Source organism: Marinospirillum alkaliphilum DSM 21637 (assembly GCF_900119735.1).
Taxonomy (GTDB): Bacteria; Pseudomonadota; Gammaproteobacteria; order Pseudomonadales; family Halomonadaceae; genus Marinospirillum; species Marinospirillum alkaliphilum.
Genome location: NZ_FPJW01000007.1, coordinates 20,052 through 34,658, shown reverse-complemented (window position 1 = coordinate 34,658; position 14,607 = coordinate 20,052). Strand labels below are relative to the sequence as shown.

At 55.6% G+C, this 14,607-nt stretch carries 13 protein-coding genes; 8 read left to right on the top strand and 5 right to left on the bottom strand.

Features of this window, described 5'->3' with window-relative positions; translation table 11 throughout:
• Positions 1 to 69 precede the first annotated feature (69 nt).
• Together rpmA and rplU are read right to left on the bottom strand one after the other, a co-directional pair.
• Positions 70 to 327, bottom strand: a complete 258-nt coding sequence (rpmA, locus tag BT114_RS10060) for a 50S ribosomal protein L27 (protein ID WP_072326340.1) — start codon at positions 325 to 327, stop codon at positions 70 to 72.
• A 29-nt stretch (positions 328 to 356) separates the two neighbouring features.
• Positions 357 to 668: a 50S ribosomal protein L21 gene (rplU, locus tag BT114_RS10055; protein ID WP_072326339.1), complete on the bottom strand. Its 312-nt coding sequence runs from the start codon at positions 666 to 668 to the stop codon at positions 357 to 359.
• Between the two features lie 270 nt (positions 669 to 938).
• Between rplU and pyp the strand changes: the two genes are divergently transcribed.
• From pyp to BT114_RS10030, 5 genes are all read left to right on the top strand, one after another.
• Positions 939 to 1,316 carry a photoactive yellow protein gene (gene pyp, locus BT114_RS10050; protein WP_072326338.1) on the top strand — a complete coding sequence of 126 codons (378 nt, stop codon included), beginning with the start codon at positions 939 to 941 and terminating at the stop codon, positions 1,314 to 1,316.
• Between the two features lie 31 nt (positions 1,317 to 1,347).
• Positions 1,348 to 2,613, top strand: coding sequence for an AMP-binding enzyme (locus BT114_RS10045; protein ID WP_072326337.1), 1,266 nt, complete (start codon positions 1,348 to 1,350; stop codon positions 2,611 to 2,613).
• Between the two features lie 7 nt (positions 2,614 to 2,620).
• A complete protein-coding gene (locus BT114_RS10040; RefSeq protein WP_177247080.1) occupies positions 2,621 to 4,870 on the top strand; it encodes a sensor domain-containing phosphodiesterase in 2,250 nt (749 codons plus the stop codon).
• Between the two features lie 64 nt (positions 4,871 to 4,934).
• Entirely contained in the window at positions 4,935 to 5,909 is a 975-nt protein-coding gene (locus BT114_RS10035) for a polyprenyl synthetase family protein (RefSeq protein ID WP_072326481.1), read from the top strand.
• A gap of 147 nt (positions 5,910 to 6,056) precedes the next feature.
• Complete coding sequence (locus tag BT114_RS10030) at positions 6,057 to 7,793, top strand: putative bifunctional diguanylate cyclase/phosphodiesterase (protein WP_072326335.1); 1,737 nt, start codon at positions 6,057 to 6,059, stop codon at positions 7,791 to 7,793.
• An 11-nt stretch (positions 7,794 to 7,804) separates the two neighbouring features.
• On the opposite strand, the gene BT114_RS10025 is transcribed toward BT114_RS10030, so the two are convergent.
• A complete protein-coding gene (locus BT114_RS10025) occupies positions 7,805 to 9,019 on the bottom strand; it encodes a CaiB/BaiF CoA transferase family protein (RefSeq protein WP_177247079.1) in 1,215 nt (404 codons plus the stop codon).
• Positions 9,019 to 10,197, bottom strand: coding sequence for an acyl-CoA dehydrogenase (locus BT114_RS10020; RefSeq protein WP_072326333.1), 1,179 nt, complete (start codon positions 10,195 to 10,197; stop codon positions 9,019 to 9,021). Before BT114_RS10020 ends, BT114_RS10025 begins: the two co-directional genes overlap by 1 nt.
• A 243-nt stretch (positions 10,198 to 10,440) precedes the next feature.
• Here BT114_RS10020 and BT114_RS10015 point away from each other — a divergent pair, with 243 nt between their 5' ends.
• Genes BT114_RS10015 through BT114_RS10005 form a run of 3 tightly spaced genes read left to right on the top strand, consistent with a single transcriptional unit; the run spans position 10,441 to position 13,948 of the window.
• Entirely contained in the window at positions 10,441 to 11,403 is a 963-nt protein-coding gene (locus tag BT114_RS10015) for a TAXI family TRAP transporter solute-binding subunit (protein ID WP_072326332.1), read from the top strand.
• A gap of 14 nt (positions 11,404 to 11,417) precedes the next feature.
• Positions 11,418 to 11,888, top strand: coding sequence for a DUF1850 domain-containing protein (locus tag BT114_RS10010; protein WP_072326331.1), 471 nt, complete (start codon positions 11,418 to 11,420; stop codon positions 11,886 to 11,888).
• A 41-nt stretch (positions 11,889 to 11,929) separates the two neighbouring features.
• Entirely contained in the window at positions 11,930 to 13,948 is a 2,019-nt protein-coding gene (locus BT114_RS10005) for a TRAP transporter permease (RefSeq protein WP_072326330.1), read from the top strand.
• Positions 13,949 to 13,979: 31 nt separating this feature from the next.
• On the opposite strand, the gene BT114_RS10000 is transcribed toward BT114_RS10005, so the two are convergent.
• Positions 13,980 to 14,525: a hypothetical protein gene (locus BT114_RS10000; RefSeq protein ID WP_072326329.1), complete on the bottom strand. Its 546-nt coding sequence runs from the start codon at positions 14,523 to 14,525 to the stop codon at positions 13,980 to 13,982.
• Positions 14,526 to 14,607: the final 82 nt, after the last annotated feature.

Genomic DNA, 14,607 nt, shown 5'->3' with positions numbered 1-14,607 from the left:
GAGGGCGGAGCCTTGTTGCACTGAGCGGAGCCGGGGCTCCGCTTCAGGCCGGATCTTGCAGGGTGAAGATCAGGCAGGAACGACGCTGACGTAGCGACGGTTCTTGGGGCCTTTCACTTCAAACTTGACTACGCCTTCGGCTTTGGCGAACAGGGTGTGATCCTTGCCCATGCCAACGTTGGTGCCGGCGTGGAACTTGGTGCCGCGCTGACGGATGATGATGTTGCCACCCTGTACAGCCTGACCGCCAAACAGCTTGACGCCAAGGCGTTTGCTTTCGGAATCGCGACCGTTACGTGTACTACCACCGGCTTTCTTGTGTGCCATGACTCTTTACCTCGAATTCAGGTGAACAATTAACCGGCAATACCGGTGATCTTGACTTCAGTGTACCACTGACGGTGGCCCTGACGCTTCATGTGATGCTTGCGACGACGGAACTTGATGATGCGGATCTTGTCGCCACGACCGTGATCCACCACTTCGGCAGTCACTTTGGCACCGGCTACAACCGGAGCGCCAACTTTGATGTTCTCGCCATCGGATACCAGCAGAACTTCGTTGAATTCAACGGGTTCGCCAGTGGCTACTTCCAGTTTTTCCAGTTTCAGGGTTTGGCCTTCCTGAACACGGTACTGCTTACCGCCGGTTTTGATTACTGCGTACATGTTGATCTCCACTGAGCAATTTCGTCTGGTTGATAGAAGGGCTGCTTGAACCTGGTATGAAGGGAAACGCTCCGGTAACCCTCGTGCAGGGAGCCATCCAGACGAAAGGACGCGTGATTCTATGGGATAACCTATACAGAATCAAGTGCCGCGCGGCAGCGAGATGAGGATTTGTTTTTGTACAAAAACCTATACAAATATTTGACAAGACGTTTTCGGTGTTCAATGATGTGAATGTGGCAAATGTTAATCACAGCGTAGAGGTGAGTTATGGAAGTCATGACGTTTGGTTCAGACAACATCGAAAACCTGCTGGCAAAAATGTCAGATAAGCAGCTGGATGACCTGGCCTTTGGTGCCATTCAGTTGGATGGTGCAGGCAAGATTCTGCAATACAACGCAGCCGAGGGTGATATCACCGGGCGCAAGCCGCAGGATGTGATCGGCAAAAGCTTTTTTCGTGATGTGGCGCCCTGCACCAATCGCCCTGAATTCAAGGGGCGCTTTGATCAAGGTGTGAAAGCGGGCAACCTGAACGTGATGTTTGAGTATGTTTTTGACTATCAGATGCAGCCCACCAAGGTGAAGGTGCACATGAAAAAAGCCCTGACCGGTGACAGCTACTGGGTGTTTGTAAAACGCCTGTGACCGATCAAGTGCTGAACAAGTGGAGTGATTGATGAGTCGGATAGAGCTTTCTGCTGCTGCCTTGCTGGACGTCTTGCGTTCGTTGCTGGCCGATGAGCTGGGTCATCTGCGTTGCTTGCCTGCGCATGAAGTTCATGCCGAGCAGTGGAATCATGCCACTTGTATCAGCCGCAGCCAGTCCGCCGCTGCGCTTTCGCTGGGTGCTGATTCACTGGAGCGCCTGGCCTTGGCAACCCGGGTGACTGATTTTTTCCAGTTACGCGAAACCGGCGTGGAAGATTATCTGTTACGCAAGGATAGCCTGGGTGAGTGGGTTGAGTTGATCCGTCTGTCTCGTGCCCGGGGCAGCCGTGACCTGACTTTCCAGACTTCTGGCAGCAGTGGCATTCCCAGTCAGTGTGATCATCGCTGGCTGACGCTGTTAAATGAAGTCGGTCATTTTCATGCGGTGTTCACGGATGTGTTGCAGCAACCGGTGCGGCGTGTGATTGCACTGGTGCCCTGTCACCACATCTATGGCTTTCTGTTTACCTTGTTGCTGCCGGATATCCATCAACTACCGGTGGTGCGGGGGCATCAGGCCTTGCAGCTGGTGATGCAAAGGCAATTGCAGCCGGGTGATCTGCTGGTGGGCCATCCTTTTATCTGGGCTCAGATCAGTCGCAGTGGCAAGGTGTTCCCGGCCGGAGTGATGGGGCTGACTTCCACTGGTCCTGCTGATCCTGCGGTGCTGGAGGCTTTGCTGGCGCAGCAGTTGGGCAACATCACTGAAATTTACGGTGCCACGGAAACGGCAGGCGTTGGTTACCGCTTGCACCACCAGCAACCTTTTACCCTGTTGCCGCGCTGGCAACGTGATGCTCATCATCCGGCTTCGCTGCTGGATGCTTCCATGCAAAACGCACCGGCAGTGTGTTTGCCGGATCATCTGCAATGGTTTGATGAGCGGCATTTTTGCCCGATCGGGCGTAAGGATCATGCCGTGCAGGTGGGAGGCATCAATGTGTTTCCCCGGCAGATTGAACAGTGGCTGGAAAGCTTGCCGGAAGTTGCCAGTGCCAGGGTTCGGTTGATGACACCGGCAGAAGGCCAGCGCCTGAAGGCATTTATTGTTCCCGAGAACCCTTTGCAGCCTCTGGACGAATTAAGTGAATTGCTGCAGCAGCGGTGCGAACAGCACCTGGCAGCAGTCGAGCGCCCACGGCATTTTTCCTTTGGTGATGTGTTGCCGGCGGGTGCTTATGGCAAGGCGGCAGACTGGCCCATTCAACCTCAGAACAGAGAACGCTATGCCTGATTCAGGGATGATGCTTCGACTGGTGTCCAGAGTCCGTTTGCGGCCCCGGCGTCATGCCAGTCTGTGGGTGTTGCTGACCCTGGCGTTGTTGCTGTTGGTCAGTGCCGAGTCCTCACGCTTTTTTACCCTGCCCGAGCAGACCCTGTCGGTGATCTGGCCGCCGGCGGGCATTCTGCTGGGTGCCTTGCTGGTGTATGGCTGGCGTTCCTTACTGGCGGCTGCACCGGCGCTGCTGATCTGGTCGTTGTTCCTGCAGCAGGCGCCCTGGCTGTTTGCACTGCTGTTTTGTACGGGCATGTTGCTGGGTTCAGTGTTTGCTGCGCGATTGATCCAGTTGGGCACACCGCTGCGCAGTCGTGGCCTGACACTGCGTTTTGTACTGAATCTTTACCTGCGTGGCGCACTGGTGGGCAGTGGTCTGGTGTCTCTGTTCGGTGCGCTGGGCTATTGGCTGACCCACCCGGATAACCTTTTTGCCCTGCATGACATCTGGTTGCTCTACTGGGGTTTCGAGGCGCTGGGGGTGATCCTGTTCACGCCGCTGGCGCTGCTGTTGATGAGCAGTCGTCATCGTTATGTTTCGCGTCTGCTGGCCGACCTGCGGCAGCCCCGTTTGCTGTTGTGGCTGGTGTTTTCACTGCTGGCGGCTGGTTTAACCCTGCTGCTGGAAAGTCAGGGGCAGCGGCTTTATGCCACCGCGCTGGCTTATACCTTTTTTCCGCTCCTGTGCTGGCTGGTGATGGTGGCGCGCTCGGAAACCCTGGTGCTGGCCTTGCCGGTGTTTGTGGCGCTGTTTGTGGCCTTTGCCCTGCGCGGCTGGGGCGGTGTGACCCAGATTGAAGACTTCCAGGGTCTGGTGCGAATGCTGACCCAGGTGGCGGGTATGGTGATCATGGCGCAGTTGATTGCTGCGGTGAATACCGAGCGCAGTCAGCTATTGCAGTTGTTTCGCCGTCAGGCACGGGAAGATTACCTGACCGGGCTGGATAATGAGCGTGAGCTGGTCCGGCATCTGAGTGGCCTGCTGCAAAAAAAGGCACCGGATCTGCCAAAACAGCTGTGGCTGGTGGATGTGGATTTGCTGGACTTTGAAGAGCTGGCGGATCAGATGGGTTTTGAGGGCGCACATGGACTGGAACGTCAGTTAGCCAGTCAGTTGCGTGAGTTGCGTCGCCCGGACATGCAGCAGGCCCGTCTGGGGCCGGGGCGTTATCTGCTGGTGCTGAGTCTGGCTGATCGTCTGGCGGTGCATGATTTGCTGGATCAACTCTATGCGCGCCTGAATGACCAGGTGTTTGTCAGTGCCGGGCAATCAACCCGCATTCGTGTCAGTCTGGGTGCGGTGCCCCTGGATGGCAGCATCACAACACCGGCGGGTTATCTGGCCGCTTGTCATCAGGCCACCCTGCAAGCCAGGCAGCGATCACGCCGGATACTGGTGGCAGATACCAGTCAGGGATTGATGGCTGAACGCCAGCAATTGAGTCAGCGGTTTGAAGCTTTGAAACAAGCCTTGCCGGACAAGCGCCTGAGGCTTTTTGCCCAGCCGATTCTGGATCTGAGCGGCAAGGCCTCGGGGCAGTCTTATGAAATTCTGCTGCGCATGATGTCGGTGGATGGGCAGTTGTTGCCCCCTGTGGAATTCCTGCCGGCAGCAGAACGTTTTGGTTACATGCAGGACATTGATCGCTGGGTGGTTCAGCATACGCTGCAGACCCTGGCCGATCATCCCGGCTGGCTGGCGCAAACACGCAAGTGTGCCATTAACCTGTCCGGTGCGTCCCTGTCAGACCTGGAGCTGGTGCCTTATATTCGTTCAGTGCTGGAAGCGACTGGTGTGCCTGCTGAAAAAATCAGTTTTGAAGTGACTGAAAGTGAACGCATCCAAAGCACTCAGCGTGCAGCACGACAGATTCATGATTTGCGTGCACTGGGTTGCAGCGTGGCGCTGGATGACTTTGGTACAGGCCTGGCAACCTTTGAATACCTGAAGGCTTTTGAGTTTGATTATTTAAAAATTGATGGCGCCTTTATTCGCAATCTGGAGCAAAGTGCTGTGGATCAGGCAATGGTTCAGGGGACTTGTGCCGTGGCTCGTTCATTGGGCCTGCAAACCATTGCCGAGTTTGTTGAGGGTGAAAGCCTGATTGCCCGCTTAAAAACGCTGGGTGTGAATCATGCCCAGGGTTATGGCGTGGGTAAGCCGGTGCCTCTGGCGGAGCTCTTCCAGCACATTGTCAAGCCTTGCCAGGCTTGACACCCCCCGGCTGGCTGCTAGGATGCGGCTTGCCCTTGTAACCCGCTTTCAGGAACCACTTGCCATGTCCACCAGTCCTTCTGCCCTTCATGCTGTTGTTGCTGATGACTTTGAAGCGGTTAATCAACTGATCATCCGTGAATGCAGCTCCCAGGTTCCGCTGGTGGAAAAAATTGCCCATCACATCATTGATAGCGGCGGCAAACGCCTGCGGCCTTTGCTGGTGTTGCTGAGTGCACGGGCGCTGGGTTATCAGGGTGACAAACACCTGTTGCTGGCTGCCTTGATCGAATTCATGCACACCTCCACGCTGTTGCATGATGATGTGGTGGATGAATCCAGCCTGCGCCGTGGCAAACCCACTGCCAACAGTCAGTGGAGTAACCAGTCCTGTGTGCTGGTGGGCGATTTTCTTTATTCCCGCTCCTTTGAAATGATGGTGCGGGTGGGCTCCATGCGCATCATGGAAATCCTTGCCAAGGTCACCTGTGTGTTGGCGGAAGGTGAGGTGATGCAGCTGACCAATGTGCGCAATCCGAAGATCACTGAACAGCAGTATCGTCAGGTGATTTACGCCAAAACCGCCAAGCTGTTTGAAGGTGCCACCCAGACCGCCGCGGTGCTGGCGGAAGCCACCCCTGAACAGCAGGAAGCCTTGCGTGAATATGGCGCACAACTGGGGCTGGCATTCCAGCTGATTGATGACCTGCTGGACTATGAAGGTGATGCTGCCACCATGGGCAAAAACGTTGGTGATGATCTGGCCGAAGGCAAGCCGACACTGCCATTGATTTATGCCATGCAGCAGGGCACTGAAGACGAAGCCTTGTTGATTCGTCAGGCGATTCGCAAGGGCGGGCTGGAGCAACTGGATCAGGTGCTGGCGATTGTACGCAAAACCGGTGCGCTGGATTACACCCGCGAGCAGGCACGTCTTTGCTCGGAAAAAGCCAAGGCATGTCTGGAGTTGCTGCCTCCCTCACCCTACCGGGAAACCCTGGTGCTGCTGACTGATCTGGCATTAGGTCGTAAGAGCTGAAGGCCTGATGGCGCTGAGCTGGGTGAGCTTCTGCTGCTGAAGTTGCATTGCTGAGAATGCATAAAGTTGATATACATCAATTCCTATACGCAACAGTCGTGACACTCTCCTCGTTTTAAACGCCGTGAAAACCGGAGCGCCGCATTTTTGAAAGCCCCCGACTATCACCTGCACCTTCAGGACAGCTACCGTCTTTTCACTTCCATTGTGGAGCAGACGGCAGATCTGGTGCTGGTTACCAATACAGAGGGATATATCATTTATGTTAACCCGGCCTGGGAAGCCTGCACCGGTTACGGTCGGGAAGAAGTGCTGGGTCAGCGGCCGTCGTTGTTGAATTCCGGGCGACATGAAAAGGCTTTTTTTACCCGTATCTGGCAACAACTGGTCAGCGGTCAGAGTGCTCAGGAACTGGTGATTAATGCCAAGCGTGATGGTGAGCTTTTTTACGAAGAAAAAACCCTGACACCGGTACGTAATGAACAGGGACAGATCGCCTATTTTGTCAGTATCGGCAAAGACATTACTCGCCAGCTGGATCAGCAGGATCAGCTTAGTTATCTCACCCACTATGATGTTCTCACCGGCTTGCCCAATCGTGCCCTGCTGACTGAACGGCTGGAACAGCGTTTGCGGGATGCCCGAGTGGCGGAAGACAGCTTTGCCCTCCTGTGCCTGGGGCTGGACCGCTTTAAAAGCATCAATGAAAGCCTGGGTAACAAGCTGGGTGATGAGCTGCTGAAACAAACTGCCGAGCGCCTGGCAAACCTGTTGCCCAAAAATGCCACCATCGCTCGCTCCAGTGGTGATGAATTCCTGATTTTGCTGCACCAGACGCGTAATGCCCGCGCTGCGGCTTATACCGCCCACAAGATCATTCATGAGCTGGAACGACCTTTTGATCTGGGCGAGATGGATACCTATATCAGTGCCAGCATTGGTATCACCCTCTATCCGCATGATGGTGACAGTGTTGATCAACTGCTGAACAATGCCGACATTGCGCTGCACCGCGCCAAGCAGGCTGGTGGTCAGGATTATTGTTATTTCACCGATGAACTGACCCGCGATGCAGTGAATCGCTTCCAGATGGAAAACCAGTTACGGCAGGCTTTGCTGCACAAGGAGTTTTTCCTGGAATACCAACCAAGAATCAGTCTGGTGGATGGCAGTGTGCGGGGTGTAGAGGCCTTGCTGCGCTGGAAAAAAGTCGATGGCACGCGGGTGTCACCGGCCGAGTTCATTCCACAGCTCGAAGAAATGGGGCTGATCACTTCGGTGGGTGAATGGGTGCTGCACACTGCCTGTATGCAGGCCAGTCATTGGCAGGAAGCTGGTTTACCGCCCTTCAAGGTGTCCGTAAACCTCTCGGCGCGTCAGTTTCAACAGGCGGACCTGTGCCGGGTGGTGGCCAAGTGTCTGGAGCATTCCGGCCTGGACCCTGCCTGGCTGGAGCTGGAAGTGACCGAAAGCCTGATGATTCAGGATCTGGGTGAAAGTGTCACGATGTTGAATCGGTTGCGCGAGATGGGCATCAGTATTGCCATTGACGACTTCGGTGCCGGTTATTCCTCGCTGGGTTACCTGAAACACCTGCCGGTGAACACCTTGAAAATCGACAAGGGTTTCATTGATGAGCTGGCCACGGATGTGGCTGATGCTGCCATTGTGCAGGCGGTGATCAACATGGCGCATCGCATGGGCCTGGAAGTCACGGCAGAAGGTGTGGAGCAGGCCGATCAACTGGATTTGCTGATCAGCCTGGGCTGTGAGGAAGTGCAGGGCTTTTACCTGGCGCGCCCGATGCCGGTACCACAACTGGAAGACTGGATACTGGCTCCCAAAAGCTACAGCCGCCACTTACTGCCCATGGGATTGTATTAAGCAGCAGTATCTCAGCCAAGCACACCCTGGTTTTTCAGAACTTCCTGCTCTTCTGCCGTTAAGCCCAGCAGCCGACTGGCGACATCCGTTGTGTGTTCACCCAAGAGTGGCGGTGCGGTTTCTGCATTCAACGCCTTGCCATCAAAACGTACCGGGTTGCTGACCAGTTTCACTTCACCGGCCTGAGGGTGGGGCAGGGTCAGTTGCAAACCCCGGTGTTGTACTTGTGGGTCAGCAAACACCTGGTCCAGGCGATTGATCGGTCCGCAGGGCACACCCACTGCTTCCAGTGCTTTCAGCCAGTCATCGGTGCTGCGTTGTTGCAGCAGGGGTTCCAGCAGTGGCAGCAGGGTGTTGCGGTTTGCCACCCGCTGGCGGTTGCTGGCAAAACGTTCATCTGCAGCCAGTTCCGGGCAGCCGGCAACCTGACAGAAGCGCTGGAACTGACCATCATTACCCACCGCCAGAATCAAATGCCCATCAGCCGTGGCAAACGCCTGATAGGGCACTATGTTGGGATGGGCATTGCCCAGTCGTTGCGGCACGTCACCGGAGGTCAGGTAATTCAGCGCCTGATTGGCCAGCACGCCGACCTGAACATCCAGTAAAGACAGATCAATGTGAGTACCGACACTGGTTTGCTGGCGCTGGTAGAGTGCTGCCAGTATGGCGTTGCTGGCATACAGCCCAGTGAAAATATCAGCAAAGGCCACGCCGATTTTCATTGGACCGGCACCAGCCTCACCATCGGGAACGCCGGTCAGACTCATTACGCCGCCCATGCCCTGGATCATGAAGTCATAACCGGCGCGGTGCGCATAGGGGCCATCCTGACCAAAACCGGTGATGGAGCAGTAAATCAGATCGGGCTTTTTCTGCTTCAGACTGGCGTAGTCCAGTCCGTATTTTTTCAGACCACCCACCTTGAAGTTTTCCACCAGTACATCACATTGCTGCACCAGTTGATGGATCAGCTTCTGGCCTTCAGGCTGGGCAAGGTCGATGGCCACCGACTGTTTGCCACGATTGGCCGACAGGTAATAAGCGGCCTCCTGTGAACCTTCCAGCCAGGGTGGGCCCCAACTGCGGGTGTCATCGCCGCTGCCGGGTTTTTCAATCTTGATCACCTCGGCACCCAGATCAGCCAGCTGCTGGGTGCACCAGGGACCTGCCAGGATGCGGGACAGATCCAGCACCCGGATGCCTTGCAGGGGTTTGGCCGTCATCAGAAAAAGGCCTGCAGATCAGTCTGGGCACGACCCAGGATCAGTGCGTGCACATCGTGGGTACCTTCATAGGTGTTAACCGTTTCCAGGTTCACCATGTGGCGGATCACACCGTACTCATCAGAAATGCCGTTACCACCGTGCATGTCGCGCGCCAGACGGGCAATATCCAGCGATTTGCCGCAGTTGTTGCGCTTGATCAGTGACACCATTTCCGGTGCCCAGTTGCCGCTGTCCATCAGGCGGCCGACTTGCAGTGCCGCTTGCAGGCCGAGGGTGATTTCTGTCTGCATGTTGGCCAGCTTCAGCTGGATCAGCTGGTTGGCCGCCAGCGGGCGACCAAACTGTTTACGATCCAGGGTGTACTGGCGTGCGGCATGCCAGCAGAATTCGGCAGCTCCCAGTACACCCCAGGCAATGCCATAACGGGCCTTGTTCAGGCAGCCGAAGGGGCCTTTTAAGCCAGAGACATTGGGCAGCAGGTTTGCTTCCGGTACAAAGGCATTGTCCAGCACAATTTCACCGGTGATGGAAGCGCGCAGGGAGACCTTGCCTTCAATTTTGGGCGTGCTGAAACCTTCAGTGCCACGCTCCACAATAAAGCCCATGATCTTGCCGTCATGCGCTTCGGATTTGGCCCAGACCACCGCAATGTCAGCAATCGGGCTGTTGGTGATCCACATTTTCTGACCGGTCAGCAGGTAACCGCCGTCAGCTTTTTTCGCACGGGTGAGCATTCCACCCGGGTCGGAACCATGGTCCGGTTCCGTCAGACCAAAACAGCCCACCATTTCACCGCTGGCCAGTTTCGGCAGGTATTTCTGTTTCTGGGCTTCGCTGCCGTAGGCTTCAATCGGATACATCACCAGTGAGGACTGTACACTCATGGCTGAGCGGTAACCGGAATCCACCCGCTCCACTTCACGGGCAATCAGGCCATAAGCCACGTGCCCCATGCCTGCACCACCGTATTGTTCAGCAACGGTGCAGCCCAGCAGGCCCATTTCACCCATTTCATTCATGATCTCACGATCAAAGGACTCTTCCCGGAAGGCTTTGAGTACACGGCTTTGCAGCTTGTCCTGGCAATAGGCCTGAGCGGCATCACGCACCTGGCGCTCGTCTTCAGTCAGTTGCTGTTCCAGCAGGAAGGGGTCTTGCCATTGAAATGGAGTCATGGGATCTGGTCCTCGAATGCAAAGAAGTTTGACAGCGGAAGTGCTTGCCAATAGATTTATTATAATAAATATGAAAAAGCAAGCCGATGCTGGCAAAAGCTTCCGTTTGCTGTTGTATGATGGGTCAGGAAATACAAGTCTTGTGCAAAAGACTGGTCATGGAAGGATTTTTGCTCTAGTGTTTTTTCGGAGCTTCTTGCTGCAACCAAGTGCGATACCAATAACAACAACTGGAGAAAGACGATGCGTCGATTGATCTCAGCACTATCCCTGTCACTACTGCTGGCTGTTCCAGCGGTGCAGGCACAACAAACCCTATCCATCGCCACAGGCGGCACCGGCGGTGTTTATTACCCGATTGGTGGCGGCCTGGGTGAAATGATCGGTCGCCATATTCGTGGTTACACCGGGGTAGCGGAAGTCACCGGTGCATCGGTGGAAAACATGGGCCTGATCCATCGTCAGGATTCTGATCTGGCCATCGCACTGGCTGACTCTGTGTATCAGGCCTATCACGGCCAGGGTGCCTTCCAGGGTCGCCAGGTGCGTGATGTACGGGCACTGGGTTCGATTTATTCCAATGCCGTGCAGTTGGTGACCTTGGCTGACTCGGGCATCACTTCCCTGCAGGACCTGAAAGGCAAGCGTGTTTCGCTGGGGGCGCCGGGCAGTGGCACCGAGGTGAATGCCCGTACCCTGCTGGAGTCCAATGGCATCACACTGCGTGACATCCGTGCCCAGCGCCTGAACTTCAACGAAACAGCTGATGCATTGCGTGACGGTGACATTGACGCCGGTTTCTGGAGCGTTGGTCCGCCCACCAGCTCGATTCTGAGCCTGGCCAACAGCCGCAACATTCGCATCATCAGCCTGACACCCCAGGAAATTGAAAATGCCATGAAGGTTGAGCCGGTATTTGCGCCTTACACCCTGCGTGCGGGTCTGTATGAAGGTGTGAATCAGCCGGTGCAGACGGTGGGCATCCCCAACGTACTGGCGGTGAATGCTGCGATGCCGGACGAGCTGGCTTATCAGATCACCAAAATGCTGTTTGAAAAGGTCGATGAACTGCGTGCCATTCACTCGGCTGCCAATGACACCACGGTGGAGTTCAGCCTGACATCCACGCCGATTCCGCTGCATCCCGGTGCGCTGCGTTATTACCGTGAAACCGGTGCCACCATTCCGGATCGTCTGAGCCGCTGACAGGTGTTGAGAGCATGAAACGGGCGACAGCACTGGTAATCTTCCTGTGCCTGTCGCCTTTTTTATCAGCAGGACAAGCAGCCTACCGTTTGTCAGTGACTCCGGAAGGACAGCCCCCAGGCTTTTTTTTACCCCTGCAGGAAAACGAATCCTGGTGCCTGGTGTGGAATCATTCGGTGGCCGGTTTTGCAGTCACCGACTGTTTTGTGCTGATTGAGGGGCAGTGGTTACTGGCATCCAGCCATCAGCCTGACTTTGCTGCAGGGCTGGGGCATCGTCAGGGTTATGGTGAACTGCAGAGTGATGGTGCAGGCGGTTACCTGATCAGCAACATCGATGAACCGATACCCGGTAATCGCATGGTGTTAAGGGTGGGGGCCATGCAGGTGAATCATCGGCTGCTCCACCGGGATCGTGAAGTGAGTCTGAGTGAGCAGTTTGCCGGGCAGCGGGTCATTATCCATGTGGGCAGGGAAGGTCTGTAATAACAGGTGGACTGGCAGGATTTAATACAGAGTGGCTTTTCATGAGCAAGCAAGTTACCCCGGATGCATCGGCTTTTGAGATCAAGCTGGACCGCAGTGGTCCAAAACTGCTGGTTGGGCTGACCGCCTTACTGGCCATTGGTCTGTCACTGTTTCAGCTGTACACGGCAGGCATCAATCCGCTGGGTCTGTTTTTCCAGCGCAGCATTCACCTGGCAGCGGTGATGATGCTGGCTTTCCTGATTTTTCCACCCTTTCGTAATGTGCAGCGCGGCTGGTTTTTGTGGGGCATTGATCTGCTGCTGTTTATGATGGCGGCCTATTCGGGTTTTTATCTGGTTTATAACCTGGATGAAATTTTTGCCCGTGCCGGTTTCTGGACCCGTGAGGATATCTGGGTCGGTGTGATGACCACCCTGGTGTTGCTGGAGGCCAGTCGTCGTGCAGTGGGCATGGGGCTGACAGTGATTGGCATCATTGCACTCCTGTATGCCTTTGCCGGACCACGAGGTGAGTTGCCCTGGCTGGGTGAGTGGTTACCGGGGGTGCTGAACCACCGGGGTTATACCCTGGACCGGGTGGCGGCCCAGATGTATCTGGGGCAGGAAGGTATCTTTGGCATTCCTCTGGGGGTGGCGGCCACCTTTGTATTCATTTTTGTGCTGTTTGGCGCAATGCTGGAAGTCACCGGTGCCGGCAAGTTTTTCATTGATCTGGCGTTTTCCGCCACCGGGCGGCAACGGGGTGGCCCGGCCAAGGCTGCGGTCATTGCTTCTGCCAGCATGGGGTCGATTTCCGGCAGTTCGATTGCCAATGTGGTGACCAGTGGTGCCTTCACCATTCCGCTGATGAAAAAGCTGGGCTACAAACCGGCCCAGGCCGGTGGCATTGAAGCAGCAGCCAGTACCGGTGGCCAGATCATGCCGCCTTTGATGGGTGCCGGGGCCTTCCTGATTGCCGAATACACACGGGTGCCTTACATCGAGATCATCAAGGTCAGTGTGTTTCCGGCGCTGCTGTATTTTGCGACCGTTTACCTGTTTGTGCACATCATTGCAGTGAAACAGGGCATGAAAGGGCTGGCTGCCAGTGAGTTGCCGCAACTGAAAGATGTGATGGCGCGCGGCTGGTACTTTCTGGTGCCATTGATCATGCTGGTGTACCTGTTGGTGATGGGTTATTCCCCGATGCGGGTCGGCTTTTATGCGGTGGTGGGTATCATCGTGATTGCCGGCATGAATGGCCTCTGGCGTGCCTGGCAGCGTGGCCGTGCTCAGGGTGGCAGCAAGGCGCTGCAGCATGAGTTGTGGCAGGCAACCCTGGATGGAACACACCGTTTGGTGCTGGGCCTGGAACTGGGTGCACGCAATGCGGTGGCGGTGAGTATTGCCTGCGGTGTGGCCGGTATTGTGGTGGCGGTGGTGGGGCTGACAGGCCTGGGCCTGAAGTTCTCTTCCATGATGATTGCCTTCTCCGGTGGCAACCTGTTGCTGGCGGTGTTGCTGGTGGCGCTGGCCAGTCTGATTCTGGGGTTGGGTCTGCCGGTCACGGCCAGCTACATCGTGCTGATTGTATTGGTCGGTCCGGCACTGACCGTGGAGTTTGGTGTGCCGTTGCTGGTGGCTCACCTGCTGGTGTTCTGGTATTCGCAGGATTCCAATGTGACACCGCCGGTGGCGCTGGCGGCTTTTGCAGCAGCAGCCATTGCCGGTAGTAAAACCATGGAAACCAGTGTGCAGTCCTGGAAATTTGCCAAGGGGCTGTACCTGATCCCGCTGTTTTTTGTGTTCAACCCGGAGCTGATCACCGGTGGTCCGATGCAGCTGCTGATCTGGAAAGGGGCTGTGCTGACCATTGCCCTGCTGGGTTTTGCAGCATCCATTGAAGGGTATCTGTTCACCTGGGTGAAGACCTGGATGCGAGCCGTGTTAATGGCCGCAACGGTGGTGATTTTTTATCCGGTATTCTGGATGGAAGCAGTGGGTGCTGGTGTGATCCTGTTGCTGGTGGTGATTAACCTGTTGCAACAGCGAATGGAGCGGCAGCCTGGCGCTGCCTGATCCGAAATCAGGCGTTCAGGGATGAACGCCTTCAAGCTGCCGGTGAAGCATTGTCAGTGGATGCTTCCAGCAGGGTTTCGCGACGTACCAGCAGCATCTTGTTGACACCGTCAGTCAGTGCCATATCGATGTCGAACTGCTGAAAGGCAGGTTTCAGGGCTTTCAGAATATCCATCACCGGGGTGCCTTCTTCAAACGTGCCGATCGGCAGTTTCACACTGCGCCGTAAACGGCCTTTGGCAGCATCCAGTTTGTGGATGGTGGTCCAGGCAGTGCCAAAGCGTTTTTCGTCATCACGCAGTGGCAACTCAATATGAGTGCGTTCACGCAAGGCACGATCCAGCTTGATGCCTTCAATCAACTGACCGGTGGAGTGCAGAATGTTCTGCTCGATCAGGTAACGAGTCAGACCCTCCAGGTCATTTTCATCATTGATGATTTTTTCTCTGGCCAGTTCCCGGACTTGCTTGGTATCACCCCAGACGGGGGTTTTCAGATAGTCCAGCACTTCAAAGGTCGGTTTGAAGAGTTTGTCGAAACCCGAGTAGTAACCCAGGGTCATGTATTGGCGATCCATTCGGTGTCCTCCGTAAAGGGTCAAAATTAAAGTAAGTTGTAAACTCAGGCAAGGTTAAAAAAGTAGTAGATGTATGGGGCTG

Excerpts from the sequence above, each read along its gene's own strand:
- BT114_RS10005 (WP_072326330.1), top strand. The coding sequence starts at position 11,930 with ATGAGCAAGCAAGTTACCCCGGATGCATCGGCTTTTGAGATCAAGCTG.
- BT114_RS10040 (WP_177247080.1), top strand. The coding sequence starts at position 2,621 with ATGATGCTTCGACTGGTGTCCAGAGTCCGTTTGCGGCCCCGGCGTCAT.
- pyp (WP_072326338.1), top strand. The coding sequence starts at position 939 with ATGGAAGTCATGACGTTTGGTTCAGACAACATCGAAAACCTGCTGGCA.
- rplU (WP_072326339.1), bottom strand. The coding sequence starts at position 668 with ATGTACGCAGTAATCAAAACCGGCGGTAAGCAGTACCGTGTTCAGGAA.
- BT114_RS10035 (WP_072326481.1), top strand. The coding sequence starts at position 4,935 with ATGTCCACCAGTCCTTCTGCCCTTCATGCTGTTGTTGCTGATGACTTT.
- BT114_RS10020 (WP_072326333.1), bottom strand. The coding sequence starts at position 10,197 with ATGACTCCATTTCAATGGCAAGACCCCTTCCTGCTGGAACAGCAACTG.
- BT114_RS10000 (WP_072326329.1), bottom strand. The coding sequence starts at position 14,525 with ATGGATCGCCAATACATGACCCTGGGTTACTACTCGGGTTTCGACAAA.
- BT114_RS10015 (WP_072326332.1), top strand. The coding sequence starts at position 10,441 with ATGCGTCGATTGATCTCAGCACTATCCCTGTCACTACTGCTGGCTGTT.
- rpmA (WP_072326340.1), bottom strand. The coding sequence starts at position 327 with ATGGCACACAAGAAAGCCGGTGGTAGTACACGTAACGGTCGCGATTCC.
- BT114_RS10045 (WP_072326337.1), top strand. The coding sequence starts at position 1,348 with ATGAGTCGGATAGAGCTTTCTGCTGCTGCCTTGCTGGACGTCTTGCGT.
- BT114_RS10010 (WP_072326331.1), top strand. The coding sequence starts at position 11,418 with ATGAAACGGGCGACAGCACTGGTAATCTTCCTGTGCCTGTCGCCTTTT.
- BT114_RS10025 (WP_177247079.1), bottom strand. The coding sequence starts at position 9,019 with ATGACGGCCAAACCCCTGCAAGGCATCCGGGTGCTGGATCTGTCCCGC.